The sequence below is a fragment of the Microbacterium sp. NPDC064942 genome (assembly GCF_049545525.1).
GTDB lineage: Bacteria > Actinomycetota > Actinomycetes > Actinomycetales > Microbacteriaceae > Microbacterium > Microbacterium gawkjiense.
In genome coordinates this window covers 135,172-153,243 of record NZ_JBMWDR010000001.1, presented here as the reverse complement: position 1 = coordinate 153,243, position 18,072 = coordinate 135,172, and the positions used below count along the sequence as shown (strand labels likewise).

The window sequence follows — 18,072 nt, the reverse complement described above, 5'->3', positions numbered from 1 at the left end:
GTCCCCAGAAGGAGAAAGTCATGGCTCGCGAAGTCCTCACCCTCGGCCAGATCCGCATCCACTCCGGCTCCGTCAGCCAGGAACAGGCCATGAAGGAGGCCGCCGACATCCTCGAGGCCGCCGGCGCCGTCACGAGCGCCTACTTCGACGCCATGCAGCAGCGCGAGGTCGCCGTCTCGACCTACATGGGCAACGAACTCGCCATCCCCCACGGAACGAACGAGACCAAGGAGGCGATCCTCGACTCCGCGCTGTCCTTCGTCCGCTACGACGGCGGCGTCGACTGGGGCGGCGAACACGTGTCGTTCGTCGTCGGCATCGCCGGCAAGGGCGACGAGCACCTCGAGATCCTGTCGCAGATCGCCCTCCTGTTCTCCGAGGACGAGGAGGTCGCGAAGCTCAAGGCCGCGCAGACGCCCGAGGAGCTGTACCAGCTGCTCGCGACGGTGAACAACGCATGAAAGCCGTCCACTTCGGCGCCGGCAACATCGGCCGCGGCTTCGTCGGACTGCTCCTGCACGAGGGCGGGTACGACCTCGTCTTCTCCGACGTCGCCCCCACCCTCGTCGAGACGATCAACGCGGCATCCGCCTACACCGTTCACGAGGTCGGACCGGGCGGCGGCGACAAGACGGTCACCGGTTTCCGCGCCCTCGACAGCCGGGCCGACCCCGACGCGGTCGCCGACGAGATCGCGACGGCCGACGTCGTGACGACGGCGGTCGGGCCCAACATCCTGCCCTTCGTCGCGCCGCACATCCTCGAAGGGCTCGCCCGTCGAGCGGCGGACGCGAAGCCCCTCCAGGTCATGGCGTGCGAGAACGCGATCGGCGCGACCGACACCCTCCGCGGCGAGATCGAGAAGCTCGCCGGTGATGCCTGGGGCGACCTCTCCACACGCGCCGTGTTCGCGAACACCGCGGTCGACCGCATCGTCCCGGGCCAGCCCGAGGGCGCCGGCGTCGACGTCACCGTCGAGCCGTTCTTCGAGTGGGCGATCGAGCGCGGTCCCTTCGGCGACGACCTGCCGAACATCCCCGGCGCGCACTTCGTCGACGACCTCGCTCCCTACATCGAGCGCAAGCTCTTCACGGTCAACACCGGCCACGCTGCGACCGCCTACTTCGGGTACGTCGCCGGGATCACGCGCATCTCGGACGCCCTCGCCGACCCCGGCATCCGCACCGAGGTCGAGCGGGCCCTCGAGGAGACGTCCGCCTTCCTGTCGGCCACCCACGGCCTCGATGCCGGCGAGCTCGCCGACTACCGCGCGACCATTCTCGACCGGTTCTCGAACGAGGCGCTCCCCGACACCGTCCAGCGCGTCGGCCGGCAGCCGCTGCGCAAGCTCTCGCGCCACGAACGTTTCATCGGACCGGCAGCTGCTGCCGCCGAGCGCGGACTCCCGGTGGACGGTCTCGTCGCCGCGATCGCCGCCGCTCTGCGCTTCGAGGACGCCGCAGATCCGCAAGCGGTCGAGTTGCAGGAGCGCATCCGGACCGAGGATGCCGCGGCCTTCACCACCTCCGTCACGGGCCTCGACGCGGAGCATCCGCTCTTCGCGCGCGTGCTCGAGCAGGTCGCGCAGCGGCAGACCGAGCTCGGCGTCTACCGCGCGTGAGCGCGGCGAAGCGGCCCCGGTCGCGCGCACGGCGCGTCATCACGATCGTCGCGCTGTCGCTGGCGGGGCTGCTCGTCGCCGGCGTCGTGGGCATCGTGGTCTGGAGCCAGGTCGGGGTGATGGATGCCGAGGCCGGCCCGCTCGCCTCGGTCCGCGAGGACGACCGGATCGTCGTCGCCGACACCGGCGGGAACGTCGTGATGTCGCCGGCGTCCGGCGAGAGCACGGTCGGTCTCGTCTTCATCCCGGGAGCCAAGGTCCAGGCCGAGGCCTACGAGGCGAAGCTGTCGGGTCTCGTCGCCGAAGACGGGATGACGGTCGTCATCACCCGTCCCTGGCTGAACCTCGCGTTCTTCGACCCGCGTCCGCTGTCGGACTTCACGTCCGCCGCACCGGATGTGGAGGCCTGGCTCGTGGGCGGCCACTCGCTGGGCGGCGTGCGCGCGTGCCAGCTCGCACCGGATGCCGACGGGCTCGTCCTCTTCGGCTCCTACTGCGCGAACGACCTGTCGGATACCGGCTTGCCGGTACTGAGCACCTCGGGCGCGGAGGACGGCCTGTCGACGCCCGAGAAGATCCAGGACGCCCGCGGGATGCTGCCCGCCGACGCCGCGTTCGTGGAGATCGCGGGAGCCGCGCACGCCTCCTTCGGGGACTACGGCCCCCAGGCCGGTGACGGCACCCCCACGATCGACGACGCCGACATGACGGCCGAGATCACGGCATCCGTCGCGGAGCTCCTCCCCCGCCTCTGAGCGCCGCCGAGGTCCCACTCCGGCCGGGTAGCCGCACGCCCGGCGACAGCCGCGGAACCGGACCTCACCGGACCTCCGGCCACAGCCGCGGAAAGACTCTCGTCTCCACTTCCGACTGCCGCCTCACTCCGACGTTCCGCGAGCTCCAACCGCGGAGAAATCTCCTTCGGCCCCGTCGATCGCGGACCTGAGCGGCCGCCCGGCGACAAGACTCCTCGGATGGCGCAACACGGCCGATACCGCGCGCGGCGCAGGCAGCCCGGTCCGGGCCCAGAACTCCGCGCACAGGGTCGACGCCGGCTCCTCCCCGGACGCGGGATCGAGGTGCTGCTCCCCAGGTCGGTCCCGCCGCGGCAAGCGTCTCCGCCGGAACCGCCACCGTGGTGCGCATGTCTGCTCACACGCTCCCCGCTCACGCCCTTTCTCGGCGGGAGCTCCGCGACGCCGGGATGCGACGACGCGATATCGACGTCGCCGTGGCCGCCGGGCGACTCGTGCGCGTGCGTCGGGACCGTTACCTCCCGGGGAACGCGCATCCCGACCTGATTCGCGCTGCTCGATCGGGTGACCGCCTGGACTGCGTATCGCTGCTGCGGACGCTCGGCGTGTACGTCCTCTCGGATACGCGATTGCACGTCCAGGTGACGCCGCACCGCAGCAGCCTCGCGCCGGCTGAGCCCGATGTCGTCCGACACTGGCGGCCCGCATCGCTGCCGACAAGCGCGACGGCCGTCGACATCGTCAGCGCGGTCGTGGCTGCCGTCCGGTGCCAGGAACCTCGAGCCGCCGTCGCGACCCTCGACAGCGCCTGGCACCTGGGTCTCATCGACGAGACCGCCATCGCGGAGGCCTTCCGCCGGCTACCCCAGAGGCATCGTAGCCTCAGATCCCTCATGGACCCATCGGCAGAGTCCGGACCGGAGACCCTGATGCGACTGATCCTCCGCTCGCTGGGTTGCCGATTCGAGACGCAGGTCAGGATCCCGACCGTCGGGCGGGTCGACTTCGTCGTGGAGGGATGGCTGATCATCGAATGCGACAGCCGCGCCCACCACGAGGGGTGGGAGGCGCAGAAGCGCGACCGCAGACGGGACCTCGCGGCCGCCGCGCTCGGCTACGCCACGGTGCGCCCGCTCGCGGAGGACATCCAGTACCACCGTGATCGCGTCCGAACGTCGATCAGTTATGCCCTCGCCCGGCACTGACCGCGGAGAATCGGAGGGTGTGTCCCCGCTCCGGACCGAATTGCGGGCCAGGACCCGGAGAACTCCGCGGACAGTGCCGGCGCGCCGGTGCAGCAGCCGTCAGGCCGAGAAGCCCTCGCCGATGAGCTCGATGAGCTCCTCGCGCTCCTCGATCGTGAGGAAGGCGGCCGCGGCCGCGTTCAGCTGGAACGCCTCGAGGTCCTCGAGCGTGTACTCGAACGCGTCGGCGAGCAGCGAGAGTTCGCGCGTGAGCGACGTGCGGCTCATCGTACGGTTGTCGACATTCACCGTGACGGCGAACCCGAGCTGGTAGAGCAGGTCGAAGGGGTGGTCCTCGAGCTGCGTCCCCCACGCGGCGATCGCGCCGGTCTGCAGGTTCGACGACGGCGAGAGCTCCAGCGGGATCTCACGGTCGCGCACCCAGCGGGCGAGGTCGCCGAAGCGCACCTGCACCTCCTCGCCCTTCTGCTCGACGACGTCGAGGTCCTCGGCGATGCGCACGCCGTGTCCGAGGCGCAGAGCGCGTCCGTCGATGAGGGCCGAGCGGATCGAGTCCAGGCCTGCTGCCTCACCCGCGTGGACCGTGGCCGGGAAGAAGGCGGATGCCAGGTAGTCGAACGCCGGGCGCAGGTTCGACGGCGGGAACCCGGCCTCGGGACCGGCGATGTCGAACCCGACCGCGCCGCGCCCGCGGTGGCGGACGGCGAGCTCGGCGATCTCGAGCGACCGGTCGGTGTGGCGCATCGCGCTGATGAGCTGGCCGACCCGGATGTCGCGGCCCGACGCCTCGACGGCGTCCTCACCCTCTTCGATGCCCTCCTGCACGGCCTCCACGACCTCGTCGAGGCTCAGACCGCCCTGCAGGTGCTGCTCGGGAGCCCAGCGGACCTCGCCGTAGATCACGCCGTCGGCGGCGAGATCCTCGACGAACTCCTTCGCGACACGGCGCAGGCCGTCGCGGGTCTGCATCACGGCGATCGTGAGATCGAAGGTCTTCAGGTACTCGACGAGCGAGCCGCTGTCGGACTGGTCCTCGAACCAGTCGGCGAGGTCGTCGGCGGCCGCCTCGGGGACCTCGACGCCGACCTCGTCGGCGATCTCGATGATCGTCTGCGGGCGCAGCGCGCCGTCGAGGTGGTCGTGCAGCGAGACCTTGGGGAGCGAGCGGATCGAGACGCCCTCGAGCTTCGCGTCGCCGTGCTGGTCGATGGCCATGGGTGCAGTCCTGTCGTGAGGGGGTCAGGCGGTGATGCGCTCGAGGACGAGCGGAGTGGATGCCGGTGCCTCGGCACCGATCTCCCAGGCGCCCTCGAGCGCCTCGGTGGCCCGCGCGAAGCGGTTCTCATCGTCGGCCAGCAGGGTGAACAGCGGCTGTCCGGCCGTCACGGTGTCGCCCGGCTTCACGTGCAGGTCGATGCCGGCGGCGTGGATGACGGGGTCCTGCGCACGTGCCCGGCCCGCGCCCAGGCGCCACGCGGCGATCCCGAACGGCAGGGCCTCGAGGCGCGTGATCACGCCGGACTCGGTCGCGGTGACGGTGTGCGTCTCGCGCGCGGTCGGGAGCGCGGCATCCGGGTCGCCGTCCTGCGCTTGGATCATGCGGCGCCAGGAATCCATGGCGCGGCCGTCCTTCAGGGCGGCCTCGACGTCGGCATCGGGCTGACCGGCAAGGGCGAGCATCTCGCGGGCGAGGGCCACGGTGAGTTCGACGATGTCGGCGGGGCCGCCGCCGGCGAGCACCTCGACCGATTCGCGGACCTCGTTCGCGTTGCCGATGGCGAGGCCGAGCGGCGTGTTCATGTCGGTCAGGAGTGCCGTCGTGGCGACACCCGAGTCGGTGCCGAGCGCGACCATCGTGCGGGCGAGCTCGCGCGCCTTGTCGACGTCCTGCATGAACGCGCCGGAGCCGAACTTCACGTCCAGGACGAGCGAGTCGGTGCCTTCGGCGATCTTCTTGGACATGATGCTCGAGGCGATGAGCGGGATCGCCTCGACGGTTCCGGTGACGTCGCGCAGCGCGTACAGGCGCTTGTCGGCGGGGGCGAGCCCCGATCCGGCCGCGCAGATGACGGCGCCGACGCCCTGCATCTGCGCGATCATCTCGTCGTTGCTGAGGGCTGCTCGCCAGCCGGGGATGGCCTCGAGCTTGTCGAGCGTACCGCCGGTGTGGCCGAGGCCGCGGCCCGAGAGCTGCGGCACCGCGACACCGAACGAGGCGACGAGGGGGGCCAGCGGCAGGGTGATCTTGTCGCCGACACCGCCGGTGGAGTGCTTGTCGACGGTCGGCTTGCCGAGACCGGCGAAGCTCATCCGCTCACCGGAGGCGATCATCGCGTCGGTCATGACGCGGATCTCGTCGCGGCTCATGCCGTTCAGCAGCACCGACATGGCGAAGGCCGCCATCTGCGAGTCCGCGACGTATTCGCGCGTGTAGGCGTCGATCATCCAGCGCAGGGCGTCCTCGGGGACCGCTCCCCCGTCGCGCTTGATGCGGATGACGTCGACGGCGTCGAACGCCTCGACCCCGCTCATCGGGCGGCCTCCAGATCGCGCGGACCGAAGGCGTCGGGGAGGACCTCGTCGATCGTGCGGATTCCCGACACGGTCTCGAGCAGCATCCCGGGGATCGCGAACTCGTTGAGCAGCTGCCGGCACCGCCCGCACGGCATGATCGTCTCGCCGTCGTTGTTGACGCAGACGAACGCCACGAGCTCGCCGCCGCCGGTCATGTGCAGGTTCCCGACCAGGCCGCACTCGGCGCACAGGCCGACGCCGTACGACGCGTTCTCGACGTTGCAGCCGGTCACGATCCGTCCGTCGCTCACGAGCGCCGCAGCGCCCACGCGGTAACGGGAGTACGGCGCGTACGCCTTCTCCATGGCCTCGACGGCTGCCGAACGCAGCTCGTCCCAATCGATGTCGGTCACGACTTCTTCCTCTGTAGTTGAGCGGATGCCGCGGGTCGCGGCATCCCGGTCAGCCCTTGATGTAGGGCTTGCCCGACGCGGCGGGTGCCCGCGACTTGCCGACGACACCGGCCACGACGAAGATCGTCACGACGTAGGGCACCATCAGCATGAACTCGCTGGGCACGGGCGCGCCGATCACGCTGAGCGTGTTCTGCAGGTTCGACGCGAAGCCGAACAGCAGCGCGGCGAGGGTGGCGCGGATGGGGTTCCACTGGCCGAAGATGACGGCGGCGAGGGCGATGAAGCCGGCGCCGGCGGTCATCTCCTTGTTGAACGCGATGCCGTTGCCGATCGTGAAGACCGTGCCGCCGAGGCCCGCGATCGCACCGGCGAGCAGCACGTTCCAGAACCGGGTCGCGTTGACCTTGATGCCGACCGTGTCGGCGGCCTGCGGGTGCTCGCCGACGGCACGCAGTCGCAGTCCCCACCGGGTGCGGAACATCCCGAAGAACACCGCCGCGACGACGATGTACATGACGTACACGATGATCGTCTGGCGGAACAGCACCGGCCCGAGGACGGGGATGTCGCTCAACAGCGGGATCGGGATGCGGTCGAATCGCGGCGGCTGGTTCAGCGTCGCCGCGTTGGGCTGGAGCACCTGCGAGAAGAGGAAGCTCGTGAGGCCCGTGACGAGGACGTTGAGCACGACACCGACGATGACCTGGTCGACGAGGTAGCGGATCGCGAACACGGCGAGGATCGCCGCCACGAGCACACCGGCGACCATCGCCGCCACGAGACCCAGCAGGGGCTGACCGGTGACGGTGCTGACCACGGCTGCCGTGAAGGCGCCGGCGAGCAGCTGACCCTCGATCGCGATGTTGACGACGCCCACCCGCTCGCCGATGACGCCGCCGAGCGCGCCGTAGATGAGCGGCACGGCGAGGGTGAGGGAGCCCGCCAGCAGACCCACGACGGGGATCGCGGCGCCGGCAGCGGCCCAGGTCAGGAACCCCACGACCACGAGGAGGACGTACGTGACTGTGACCCACAGCGGCGAGCGTCCCGAACTGCGGACGAGGTACGCCGACCCGGCGGTGAGCAGGACCAGCAGCACCAGGATGCCGGTGGTCGTCGCGCCGACCGGGACCACCAGATCGGCCAGCTTGATCACGTCGGTCTGGGTCGACAGGCGGAAGGTGCTCTCGCCGCCGCGGGCGGCGACGAGCACGAGCAGCGCGTAGAGGACTGTGAACACCGCGAGGGCGATCGGAGCCTTCCAGCTGCGGATGATTGTGGTCTCGGGCAGCACGTCGGCCGTCGAGGTCTGAACCACGGGGGCGCTCACGCGGCCACCTCCTGCGACTTGTCGGACTGCGCCTTGAGCTCCTTGCGGCGCGCCTTCTCGACGCGGCGCCGGTCGCGCTCGGGCGAGGGCAGGCCGAAGATCGTGCGGACGAGCGGCGGCGCCGCGATGAAGAGGACGATGAGCGCCTGGACGACGGTCACGATCTCGATCGGGACCTGCTCGGCCGCCTGCATCGAGAATCCGCCCGCCTTGAAGGCGCCGAAGAGGATGCCGGCGGCGAACGTGCCCCACGGGGTCGACCGTCCGAGCAGGGCGACGGTGATGGCGTCGAAGCCGATGCCCGCGTCGATGTCGGACGAGAAGCCCGTCGTCACGGTGCCGAGCACCTGGTTCACGCCGGCGAGGCCCACGAGACCACCGGCCAGGAGCATGCCGTAGACGTACATGCGCGGCACGCTGATGCCCGCGACGCGCGCGGCGGCGGGGTTCTCGCCCACGGCCCGGAATTGGAAGCCGAGGCTCGAGCGGTTGAGGATCCACCAGACGACGACCGTGGCGATGATGACGAGGACGAAGCCGAGGTGCAGATTGAACTGCGGCCCGAGGAGGTCCGGCAGGATCGCCGTCTCCTTCATCGCGGGCGTCTTCGGGTTGCTGGAGCCCGGTGCCTGCAGCAGACCAGGCGTGCGCAGCATCCACGACACGAGGTAGAACGCGACGTAGTTGAGCATGATCGTGACGATCACCTCGTGCGCACCGGTGCGGGCCTTGAGGAACCCCGCGATGCCCGCCCAGAGCGAGCCCGCCATGATGCCGGCCAGCAGCGCCACCAGCATGTGGATGACGGGCGGCAGATCCAGGCCGAACGCGACCCACCCGGCGGCGGCCGACGCCATCAGCATCTGACCGCGACCACCGATGTTGAACATGCCGATCCGGAACGCGAGCGCGACGCCGAGGCCGGCCGCGATGAGCGGCGTGGCGAAGGTGAGCGTCTCGGTGAGCGGACGGATCGCGCGGGCGAAGGTCGGCGCACCGAAGTTGAAGATCGAGCCCTGGAAGAGGGCGCCGTATGCTCCCGACACCGCCTGCCAGATGGCGACGAACGTGTCACCCGGGCGGGCGAAGAAGTAGCCGGATGCCGCCTGGACGCCGTCGTCGGTCGCCGCGATCATGATGCCGCCGGCGATGAGGGCGAGGACGACGGCCAGGACCGAGATGATCGCGCTGCCCTGCGTGATCTGCAGGAGCATCGTGTGCCACTTGGACGGCTGGGGCGCGTCGGTGCGCGCGGGTTCGGTGGCGACGCTCACGCCGCGACCCCCTCTCCGGGGGCGCTCTCGCCCGCCATCATGAGGCCGAGGACCTCACGTTCTGTGTCTCCCGGGACGATCCCGACGATGCGTCCGCGGTACATGACCATGATGCGGTCGGCGAGGGCGGTGACCTCATCGAGCTCGGTCGAGACGACGATGACCGGCACCCCGGCATCCCGCGTGTCGACGATCCGCTTGTGGATGAACTCGATCGACCCGACGTCGACGCCGCGGGTGGGCTGGGCGGCGACGAAGAGCGACAGGTCGCGGCTGAGCTCGCGGGCGAGGACGACCTTCTGCTGGTTGCCGCCCGAGAGACGGCCGACCGGGGTGTGGATGCCGGGGGCCCGCACGTCGAACTCGGCGAACTTCTCCTGCGCGAACGCCTCGAGCACGCCGCGCTGAACGGCGCCGCCGCGGACGAACGGCTCGCCGTCGGCCCGGTCGAGCATGAGGTTCTCGGCGATCGTGAACGCACCCACGAGGCCGTCCTCGGTGCGGTCCTCGGGGACGAAACCGACACCCTCGTCGAGGATGCGGCGGACGCTGCGTCCCACGAGCTCCGTGCCGTTGAGGGAGATCGAACCGCGCGTCTGCGGCTGGAGGCCGAGGAGCGCCTCGGTGAGCTCGGTCTGACCGTTGCCCTGCACGCCCGCGATGGCGAGGACCTCACCACCGCGGACGGTGAAGCTGACGTCGCTGACGACGACATGGCCGAACGGGTCGACGACCGTGAGGTTCTCGACGACGAGGGCGGCGTCGTTGAGCTTCGGCGCCTCCTTCTGCACGGTCAGCTCGACGGCACGGCCGACCATCAACGAGGCGAGCTCGGCGTTGGACGCGGTCGGCGAGGCCTCGCCGACGACCTTGCCCAGGCGGATGACGGTGATGCGGTCCGCGACCTCGCGGACCTCGCGGAGCTTGTGGGTGATGAAGACGATCGAGGTCCCGGCATCCTTCAACTGACGCATGATCGCGATGAGCTCATCGGTCTCCTGCGGCGTGAGGACGGCGGTCGGCTCGTCGAAGACGAGGACGCGCGCGTCGCGGGACAGCGCCTTGATGATCTCGACACGCTGCTGCACGCCGACGGGCAGGTCTTCGACGAGGGCGTCGGGATCGACGTCGAACCCGAATCGTGCGGAGATCTCGCGGACCTTCTCGCGCGCAGCGGCCAGGTCGAGGAATCCACCGGCTTTGGTGGACTCGTGGCCGAGCATGACGTTCTCGGCGACGGTGAAGACGGGGATGAGCATGAAGTGCTGGTGCACCATGCCGATGCCGGCGTGCATCGCATCGCCGGGGCCGGTGAAGTTCTGCACCTGGTCGTCGAGGAGGATCGCCCCCTCGTCCGCCTGGTACAGGCCGTAGAGGACGTTCATCAGCGTCGACTTGCCGGCGCCGTTCTCACCGAGGAGACAGTGGATCTCACCGGGCTGGACGACGAGGTCGATGTGGTCGTTGGCGACGAGTGATCCGAACCGCTTGGTGATGCCGCGGAGCTCGAGCTTCATAGAGCCGATCCTAAGAGAGGGGCGCGCAGAGCGCACCGGACGCAAAGAACGTGGGGGGCCGGAACTCCGGCCCCCCACGTCCGAAGGGGATTACTGGGCGAGGTAGGAGTCGACCGTGATCGACCCGTCCACGATGCCCGCCTTGATTGTGTCGAGCTCACCCTGCAGGTCGGGCGAGACCTTCGACTCGAAGTCGTGGAACGGCGCGAGGCCGACACCGTCGTTCTCGAGCGTTCCGATGAACGGGGCGGCGTCGAACTCGCCCTTGCCCGCGGCGGTGACGGCGTCCTCGACACCGACGTCGATCAGCTTGCGGATCGAGGTCAGCAGCAGCTCGGCGACGCTCGGGTCGGTCTCGTAGACGTCCGCGTCGACACCGATGAGGGCGATGTCGCGGCCGGAGTCACGGATGACGGATGCCGCGGACTGGTAGATCGGGCCGCCGACGGGCAGCAGCACGTCCACGCCCTGGTCGACGAGACCCTGGGCGGCGTTGATGGCGTCCTGGTTGGCGGTGAAGCCACCGGTGAAGACACCGTCCTTGCCGTCCCAGCCGAGAACCTCGACGTTCTCGCCCTTCTGCTCGTTCCAGTACTCGACGCCCTGACGGAAACCGTCCATGAAGACCGTGACGGTCGGGTAGGGCTGGCCGCCGAAGGTGCCGACCTTGTCGGCCTCCGAGTACGACGCGGCGGCGTAACCGGCGAGGAACGCGGCCTGCGAGGTGTCGAACAGCAGCGGCTTGATGTTCGGGGCGTCGGTCTTGCCGTCGAAGTCGTTGTCCACCGGGTCGTCGATCGAGACGTACTCGATGTCGGGGTTGGCCTTCGCGGACTCACCCGCGGCGGATGCCAGGGCGAAGCCGACCGTGATGATCATGGTGCAGTTCTGGTCGACCAGGTTCTGCAGGTTGGGGGCGAAGTCGGTCTCGCTGTCGGACTGGACCGTGATCGGCTCGACGCCGAGCGCCTCGGAGGCCTTCTGCAGGCCCTCGAAACCGAGCTGGTTGAACGACTTGTCGTCGAAGCCGCCGAAGTCGGACACCATGCAGGGCAGGAAGCCGTCGACGGCTCCGCCGGGCTCAGCGCCGGCGCTGCCGGAGGGGGTGGCTTCGGGTGCGGTCCCACATCCGGCGAGGGCGACGAGAAGGCCCGCTGCGGCGGAGATGCCGACGAGCTTCTTGGGGGTCGAGAGAGTCAATGCAGCCTCCACATTGAAGGCGCCGCGGACTTCGCGGCGGCTCAACTGAAGTTACCTACTGTGACGCCGAGGACGCAGCGTGATCAGGCCGTACGCCGGAATGGTTACAAAGCCGCAATCATCCCGTCACGGGAGCGGCATCCTGCACAATTGCGAATCCCGGATGACGCCGATCAGAGCACGTCGCCGCGCCCGGTGACCTTCAGGGCGTCGACGACGCTCTTGACGCGCTGGGCGTGCTCGGCGGTGGTGACGAGCAGCGCGTCGTCGGTGTCGACGACGACGATGTCCTTCACGCCGATGATGCTGATGACGCGGCTCGTCTGCGACACCACGATGCCGCTGGCCCGGTCCGACAGCACGCGTGCGTTCTGACCGAGGATGGCCAGGTCGGTGCGGCCGCCGGAGTTGAGCTTCGCGAGACTCGCGAAGTCGCCGACGTCGTCCCAGTCGAAGTGGCCCGGCACGACGGCGAGCCGGCCCTTCTCGGCGGCGGGCTCGGCGACGACGTAGTCGATGGCGATCTTCTCGAGCGTGGGCCAGATCCGGTCGACGGCGGGCCCGCGTCGGTCGCGGTCGTCCCAGGCCTCCGCCAGCTCGATGAGCCCGGCGTGCAGGGCGGGGTTGTTGGCCTCGATCTCGGCGAGCAGCACGTCGGCCCGCGAGATGAACATGCCCGCGTTCCAGAGGTAGGAGCGGTCGGCGACGTAGGTCTTGGCGGTCTCGAGGTCGGGCTTCTCGACGAAACGCTCGACCAGCGAGGCATCCCGGGCGCCGTCGACGATCAACTCGCCGCCCCTCTTGATGTAGCCGAAGCCCACGGCGGGCTCGGAGGGCTGGATGCCGATCGTGCAGATGTACCCCTCGCGGGCGACCTCGACGGCGTCGCGCACCGCGAACTCGAAGACGCGCGATCCGCGGATGACGTGGTCGGCCGCGAAGGAGCCGATGACGACGTCGGGATGCCGGCGGTGCAGGATCGCCGCTGCGAGACCGATCGCCGCGGCCGAGTCCCGCGGCTCGGACTCGAGGATGACGTTCTTGTCGGGGATGCCCGGCAGTTGCGCCTCGACCGCGGCACGGTGGGCGCGCCCGGTGACGACGGCGATCCGGTCGGGGCCGGCGAGCGGCTCGAGCCGGTTCCAGGTGTCGCGCAGCAACGAATGCCCCGAGCCGGTGAGGTCGTGGAGGAACTTCGGCGCATCCGCCCGTGAGAGCGGCCACAGCCGCGAACCGACGCCTCCGGCGGGGATCACGGCGTAGAAGTCCTCGATGTGTTCGACCATGCTCCGAACCCTACCGGCCGCTCGTGACGCCCCCGTTCCGGACGCATGACGACGACGGTCGGCCGAGGCCGCGGCCGTGACCAAGATGTTCTAAGGCTCCCCTTCCTCGCCCGGCACCTTCAGGGCCGCTTAGGATGGACGCTGCGCCCGCTTGCGACGATGGGCGACATTCCCTCGGGATGCCGTGACCTCGCCGCGCAGCGACCCATCTCACCCAAGGGAGGACGACCGTGTCTGCACCAGCACGCGTCACGCCGTCGGTAGCTGAGACCACGTCCAAGACCCCGCGCGGCACGCTGTACCGCGGCAACGAGGGCATGTGGTCGTGGGTGCTGCACCGCATCACCGGCATCGCCATCTTCTTCTTCCTGCTCGTGCATGTGCTCGACACGGCCCTCATCCGGGTCTCCCCCGACGCATACAACGCAGTCATCGGCACGTACAAGAACCCGATCATGGGTCTCGGCGAGGTCGCGCTGGTCGCCGCCATCGTGTACCACGCGTTCAACGGGCTCCGCATCATCGCGGTCGACCTGTGGCCGTGGGCCACGCGCCACCAGCGTCAACTGTGGTGGGGCGTCCTCGCCGTCTGGGCCGTCGCGCTCGTCGGGTTCTCCGCCCGCCACCTTCCGAACGTCTTCTCGCACATGGGAGGCGAGCGCTGATGACCGCCGACACCCTCGTCGCACCCCGCACCCCGCAGGGCAAGGCCGCCGTCCGCAAGAAGGGACCGAACCTCGAGAAGTGGGGCTGGGTCTTCATGCGCGTCTCGGGCGTGCTGCTGATCGTGCTCATCTTCGGCCACCTCTTCGTCAACCTGATGGTCGGCGACGGCATCTCGGCGCTCGACTTCGCCTTCGTGGCGGGCAAGTTCGCGAACCCGTTCTGGCAGATCTGGGACGTGCTGATGCTGTGGCTCGCGTTCATCCACGGCACCAATGGCATGCGGACGATCGTCAACGACTACGTCACCAACGCGAAGGTGCGGAAGGTGCTCGTCACCAGCCTGTGGGTCGTCGCCGGATTCATGATCCTGCTGGGCACCCTCGTCGTCTTCACCTTCGACCCCTGCATCCCCAACCTCGACGGCAGCGTTCTGGCCGAGGTCTGCAAGGCGCAGGGCTGAGCCGGTACGACCGGCCCGCATACGGATAGAACAGAGGCAATCGTCACGTGAGCACTCAGACCGCGGACTCCGTCGTCAAGGACGGCGTCCACTACCACCAGTTCGATGTCGTCATCGTCGGCGCCGGCGGCGCGGGCATGCGCGCCGCCATCGAGGCGGGTCCCGGGGCCAAGACCGCCGTCATCACGAAGCTTTACCCCACGCGCAGCCACACCGGCGCGGCGCAGGGTGGCATGGCTGCGGCGCTGGCGAACGTCGAAGAGGACTCGTGGGAGTGGCACACCTTCGACACCGTCAAGGGCGGCGATTACCTCGTCGACCAGGACGCGGCCGAGATCCTCGCGAAGGAGGCCATCGACGCGGTCATCGACCTCGAGAACATGGGCCTGCCCTTCAACCGCACGCCCGACGGCAAGATCGACCAGCGCCGGTTCGGCGGCCACACCGCCGAGCACGGCAAGAACCCGGTCCGCCGCGCCTGCTACGCCGCCGACCGCACCGGCCACATGATCCTGCAGACGCTGTTCCAGAACTGCGTCAAGCTCGGCATCAACTTCTTCAACGAGTTCTACGCGCTCGACCTGATCACGGTGAAGGATGCCGTGGGTCGCACCGGCATCGCGGGTGTCGTCGCCTACGAGCTCGCCACCGGCGACCTGCACGTCTTCCACGCGAAGGCCGTCATCTTCGCCACCGGCGGCTTCGGCAAGATCTTCAAGACCACCTCGAACGCGCACACCCTGACCGGTGACGGCGTCGGCATCGTGTGGCGCAAGGGTCTGCCGCTCGAGGACATCGAGTTCTTCCAGTTCCACCCGACAGGTCTGGCGGGCCTCGGCATCCTCCTGACCGAAGGTGCGCGCGGCGAGGGCGCGATCCTCCGCAACGCCTCGGGTGAGCGCTTCATGGAGCGCTACGCCCCCACCATCAAGGACCTCGCCCCCCGCGACATCGTCGCCCGGTGCATGGTCAAGGAGGTCCTCGAGGGCCGCGGCGCCGGCCCGAACAAGGACTACGTCTACCTGGACTGCACGCACCTCGGCGCAGAGGTCCTCGAGACCAAGCTCCCCGACATCACCGAGTTCGCCCGCACCTACCTGGGTGTCGACCCGGTCGTCGAGCCGGTGCCGGTCATGCCGACCGCGCACTACGCGATGGGCGGCATCCCGACCAACACCAAGGGTGAGGTCCTCGCCGACAACGACACCGTCGTCCCCGGCCTCTACGCCGCCGGCGAGTGCGCGTGCGTGTCCGTGCACGGTGCGAACCGCCTCGGCACGAACTCGCTGCTCGACATCAACGTCTTCGGCAAGCGCTCGGGTCAGAACGCGGTCGAGTACGTGAAGACGGCCGAGTTCATGCCCCTCCCCGAGGACCCCGCGAAGGAGGTCCGCGAGATGATCGAGGGCCTGCGGAACAACACCGGCACCGAGCGCATCTCCACCCTCCGCAAGAAGCTGCAGGAGGAGATGGACGCCAACGCCCAGGTGTTCCGCACCGAGGAGACGCTCACCAACGTCATGGGCACGATCAACGACCTGCGCGAGCGGTACAAGAACGTCCACGTCGACGACAAGGGCAAGCGGTACAACACCGACCTGCTCGAGGCCGTCGAGCTGGGCTTCCTGCTCGACATCGCCGAGATCGTCGCCTACGCCGCCCGCAACCGGCGTGAGAGCCGTGGCGGTCACATGCGCGAGGACTACCCCGACCGCGACGACGAGAAGTACATGCAGCACACGATGGCCTACCTCACGGGCGACCCGCACTCCGCGAACCCCGAGGACCACATCCGCCTGGACTGGAAGCCGGTCGTGTTCACCAAGAACGAGCAGGGCGAGTACAACTACCCGCCGATGGAGAGGAAGTACTGATGACCATCGTCGATTCCGACGCTCCGACCGGCACGAAGGAGTCCACCGACTCCGGCATCCAGTCGTACCTGGTCACCTTCATCATCCGGCGCTTCGACCCCGAAGTGGATGCGGAGCCCCGCTGGGTCGACTACGACGTCGAGATGTACCCGACCGACCGCGTGCTCGACGCGCTGCACCGCATCAAGTGGGACGTCGACGGGACGCTCAGCTTCCGTCGCTCGTGCGCGCACGGCATCTGCGGCTCGGACGCCATGCGCATCAACGGCCGCAACCGCCTCGCCTGCAAGACGCTGATCAAGGACCTCGACATCTCGAAGCCGATCTACGTCGAGGCGATCAAGGGCCTGCCGCTCGAGAAGGACCTCATCGTCGACATGGACCCGTTCTTCGAGTCCTTCCGCGACGTGCAGCCCTTCCTGCAGGCGAACACCGCGCCCGAGCCGGGCAAGGAGCGCATCCAGTCCATCAAGGACCGCGCCGTTTACGACGACACCACCAAGTGCATCCTCTGCGCCGCGTGCACCTCGTCGTGCCCCGTGTTCTGGACCGACGGTCAGTACTTCGGCCCCGCCGCGATCGTCAACGCGCACCGCTTCATCTTCGACTCGCGCGACGACGCCGGCGACGTGCGCCTCGACATCCTCAACGACAAGGAGGGCGTGTGGCGCTGCCGCACGACCTTCAACTGCACCGAGGCCTGCCCCCGCGGCATCGAGATCACGAAGGCCATCGCCGAGGTCAAGCGGGCGGTCCTGCGCGGCTGAACCGGCCGATACCCTCGAGGCGTGACCTCGGACGACACGACGCCTCCCCTGCGCGAGCGGTGGGAGGCGTCTCGTCTGCGGGAACGCCTCGACCAGCCGATCGAGCGCGCGACGCAGATCACCCGCCGGACGGTCGCCTCGTTCCCGGTGCGGGTGTGGCGGCACTTCCTGCGTCGGAACGGGTTCCTGCTGGCGGCATCCATCAGCTACCAGTCCCTGTTCGCGCTGTTCGCGACGCTGTACTCGGCGTTCGCCGTGGTCGGCCTGTGGCTCGGCGGGTCGCAGGCGGCGATCGACGGCCTCATCCGGGTCGTCAACTCCTACATCCCGGGCTTCATCGGTGAGGCGGGGCCCGTGGATCCCGACGACGTGGCGTCGATCGCCCGCGACAGCGGCAGCCTGCTCGCCGTCACCGGAACGATCGCCCTCGGTGTCGCCGTGTGGACCGCCATCGGGTTCGTCACCTTCACCCGACGGGCCGTCCGCAACATCTTCGGGCTGCCGTTCGACACCCGCAGCTTCGTGCTGCTGAAACTCGGCGACCTCGTCGCGGCGATCCTGTTCGGCGCCGCGCTCGTCCTCGGCGCCGGCCTGGGGCTGGTCGCCGGCGGTGTCCTGACGCAGGCGTTGCGGTGGCTGGAGGTCGACGTGCCCTCATCGGCCGCCGAACTCGCCAGCCGGATCGGGTCGGTCGTCGTCAGCGTCGCGCTCAACTCCGCCGCTCTGACGCTGCTGATCCGCTTCCTCACCGGGACCTCGCTGCCGTGGCGCTCCATCATCCCCGGGGCGACCGCCGGCGGCGCGACGCTCGCGCTCCTGCAGCTGGGCTTCGGTTTCCTCGCCGCCTACTCCCCCACCAACCCCCTGCTCGCCACCTTCTCCGTCGTCGTCGGTCTGCTGCTGTGGCTGCGTCTGGCCGGGATCGTGATGCTCGTCGCGGCATCCTGGATCGGGGTCGCGGCTCGGGATGCCGACATCCCCCTCGCGCCCCCGACCGCCGAGCAGCAGCGCGCCGCCGAGCGCGAGGCGCTACGGGTGGTCGCCGAGGCGGGCGTGCGCGAGGCCCGGTCGGCGCTCGCCCGCGCGAGGTGGTGGGAGCGCCCGGGCGCGCGCCGGGACCTCCGTCGCGCCGAGGACCTGCTCGCGCAGACCCGCGGCACGACCGGTGTCGGCGGCCCCGCTTAGGC

Annotated in this window: 17 protein-coding genes; 9 read left to right on the top strand and 8 right to left on the bottom strand. The window is 69.4% G+C overall.

Features of this window, described 5'->3' with window-relative positions; all coding sequences use genetic code 11:
* Positions 1-20 precede the first annotated feature (20 nt).
* From ACPEH2_RS00710 to ACPEH2_RS00695, 4 genes are all read left to right on the top strand, one after another.
* On the top strand, positions 21-461 hold the full coding sequence (locus ACPEH2_RS00710; protein ID WP_018188772.1) for a PTS sugar transporter subunit IIA: 441 nt from the start codon (positions 21-23) through the stop codon (positions 459-461).
* The gene (locus ACPEH2_RS00705) at positions 458-1,621 is read left to right on the top strand and encodes a mannitol-1-phosphate 5-dehydrogenase (protein ID WP_423718014.1); all 1,164 of its coding nucleotides are present in this window, start codon (positions 458-460) and stop codon (positions 1,619-1,621) included. The genes ACPEH2_RS00710 and ACPEH2_RS00705 overlap by 4 nt, the downstream gene beginning before the upstream one ends.
* A complete protein-coding gene (locus ACPEH2_RS00700) occupies positions 1,618-2,376 on the top strand; it encodes an alpha/beta hydrolase (protein ID WP_423718013.1) in 759 nt (252 codons plus the stop codon). Before ACPEH2_RS00705 ends, ACPEH2_RS00700 begins: the two co-directional genes overlap by 4 nt.
* Before the next feature lie 389 nt (positions 2,377-2,765).
* Positions 2,766-3,581, top strand: coding sequence for an endonuclease domain-containing protein (locus ACPEH2_RS00695; protein ID WP_423718012.1), 816 nt, complete (start codon positions 2,766-2,768; stop codon positions 3,579-3,581).
* A 99-nt stretch (positions 3,582-3,680) separates the two neighbouring features.
* Here the strand turns inward: ACPEH2_RS00695 and ACPEH2_RS00690 are convergent, their stop codons facing one another.
* From ACPEH2_RS00690 to ACPEH2_RS00655, 8 genes are all read right to left on the bottom strand, one after another.
* A complete protein-coding gene (locus ACPEH2_RS00690) occupies positions 3,681-4,796 on the bottom strand; it encodes an adenosine deaminase (protein ID WP_064001357.1) in 1,116 nt (371 codons plus the stop codon).
* A gap of 24 nt (positions 4,797-4,820) precedes the next feature.
* A complete protein-coding gene (locus tag ACPEH2_RS00685) occupies positions 4,821-6,113 on the bottom strand; it encodes a thymidine phosphorylase (protein WP_359918143.1) in 1,293 nt (430 codons plus the stop codon).
* Positions 6,110-6,616, bottom strand: coding sequence for a cytidine deaminase (locus ACPEH2_RS00680; protein ID WP_374209375.1), 507 nt, complete (start codon positions 6,614-6,616; stop codon positions 6,110-6,112). Before ACPEH2_RS00680 ends, ACPEH2_RS00685 begins: the two co-directional genes overlap by 4 nt.
* Positions 6,558-7,841 (bottom strand): ABC transporter permease, encoded by a 1,284-nt coding sequence (locus ACPEH2_RS00675; protein WP_423718011.1) that lies wholly within the window; start codon positions 7,839-7,841, stop codon positions 6,558-6,560. Before ACPEH2_RS00675 ends, ACPEH2_RS00680 begins: the two co-directional genes overlap by 59 nt.
* The gene (locus ACPEH2_RS00670) at positions 7,838-9,055 is read right to left on the bottom strand and encodes an ABC transporter permease (RefSeq protein ID WP_359918303.1); all 1,218 of its coding nucleotides are present in this window, start codon (positions 9,053-9,055) and stop codon (positions 7,838-7,840) included. Before ACPEH2_RS00670 ends, ACPEH2_RS00675 begins: the two co-directional genes overlap by 4 nt.
* A gap of 56 nt (positions 9,056-9,111) precedes the next feature.
* Positions 9,112-10,632, bottom strand: coding sequence for an ABC transporter ATP-binding protein (locus ACPEH2_RS00665; protein ID WP_064001355.1), 1,521 nt, complete (start codon positions 10,630-10,632; stop codon positions 9,112-9,114).
* 90 nt (positions 10,633-10,722) lie between these two features.
* On the bottom strand, positions 10,723-11,832 hold the full coding sequence (locus tag ACPEH2_RS00660) for a BMP family lipoprotein (RefSeq protein ID WP_359918305.1): 1,110 nt from the start codon (positions 11,830-11,832) through the stop codon (positions 10,723-10,725).
* Positions 11,833-12,005: 173 nt separating this feature from the next.
* Complete coding sequence (locus tag ACPEH2_RS00655; protein ID WP_359918144.1) at positions 12,006-13,118, bottom strand: mannose-1-phosphate guanylyltransferase; 1,113 nt, start codon at positions 13,116-13,118, stop codon at positions 12,006-12,008.
* 230 nt (positions 13,119-13,348) lie between these two features.
* Between ACPEH2_RS00655 and sdhC the strand changes: the two genes are divergently transcribed.
* The 5 genes from sdhC to ACPEH2_RS00630 are packed head-to-tail and all read left to right on the top strand — an operon-like array spanning position 13,349 to position 18,070.
* The gene (gene sdhC, locus ACPEH2_RS00650) at positions 13,349-13,783 is read left to right on the top strand and encodes a succinate dehydrogenase, cytochrome b556 subunit (RefSeq protein WP_311284339.1); all 435 of its coding nucleotides are present in this window, start codon (positions 13,349-13,351) and stop codon (positions 13,781-13,783) included.
* Positions 13,783-14,244, top strand: a complete 462-nt coding sequence (gene sdhD / locus ACPEH2_RS00645) for a succinate dehydrogenase, hydrophobic membrane anchor protein (RefSeq protein WP_359918145.1) — start codon at positions 13,783-13,785, stop codon at positions 14,242-14,244. The genes sdhC and sdhD overlap by 1 nt, the downstream gene beginning before the upstream one ends.
* A 47-nt stretch (positions 14,245-14,291) precedes the next feature.
* Entirely contained in the window at positions 14,292-16,118 is a 1,827-nt protein-coding gene (sdhA, locus tag ACPEH2_RS00640) for a succinate dehydrogenase flavoprotein subunit (RefSeq protein WP_064001350.1), read from the top strand.
* A complete protein-coding gene (locus tag ACPEH2_RS00635) occupies positions 16,118-16,885 on the top strand; it encodes a succinate dehydrogenase iron-sulfur subunit (RefSeq protein WP_217531052.1) in 768 nt (255 codons plus the stop codon). The genes sdhA and ACPEH2_RS00635 overlap by 1 nt, the downstream gene beginning before the upstream one ends.
* Before the next feature lie 21 nt (positions 16,886-16,906).
* On the top strand, positions 16,907-18,070 hold the full coding sequence (locus ACPEH2_RS00630; RefSeq protein ID WP_359918146.1) for a YihY/virulence factor BrkB family protein: 1,164 nt from the start codon (positions 16,907-16,909) through the stop codon (positions 18,068-18,070).
* Positions 18,071-18,072: the final 2 nt, after the last annotated feature.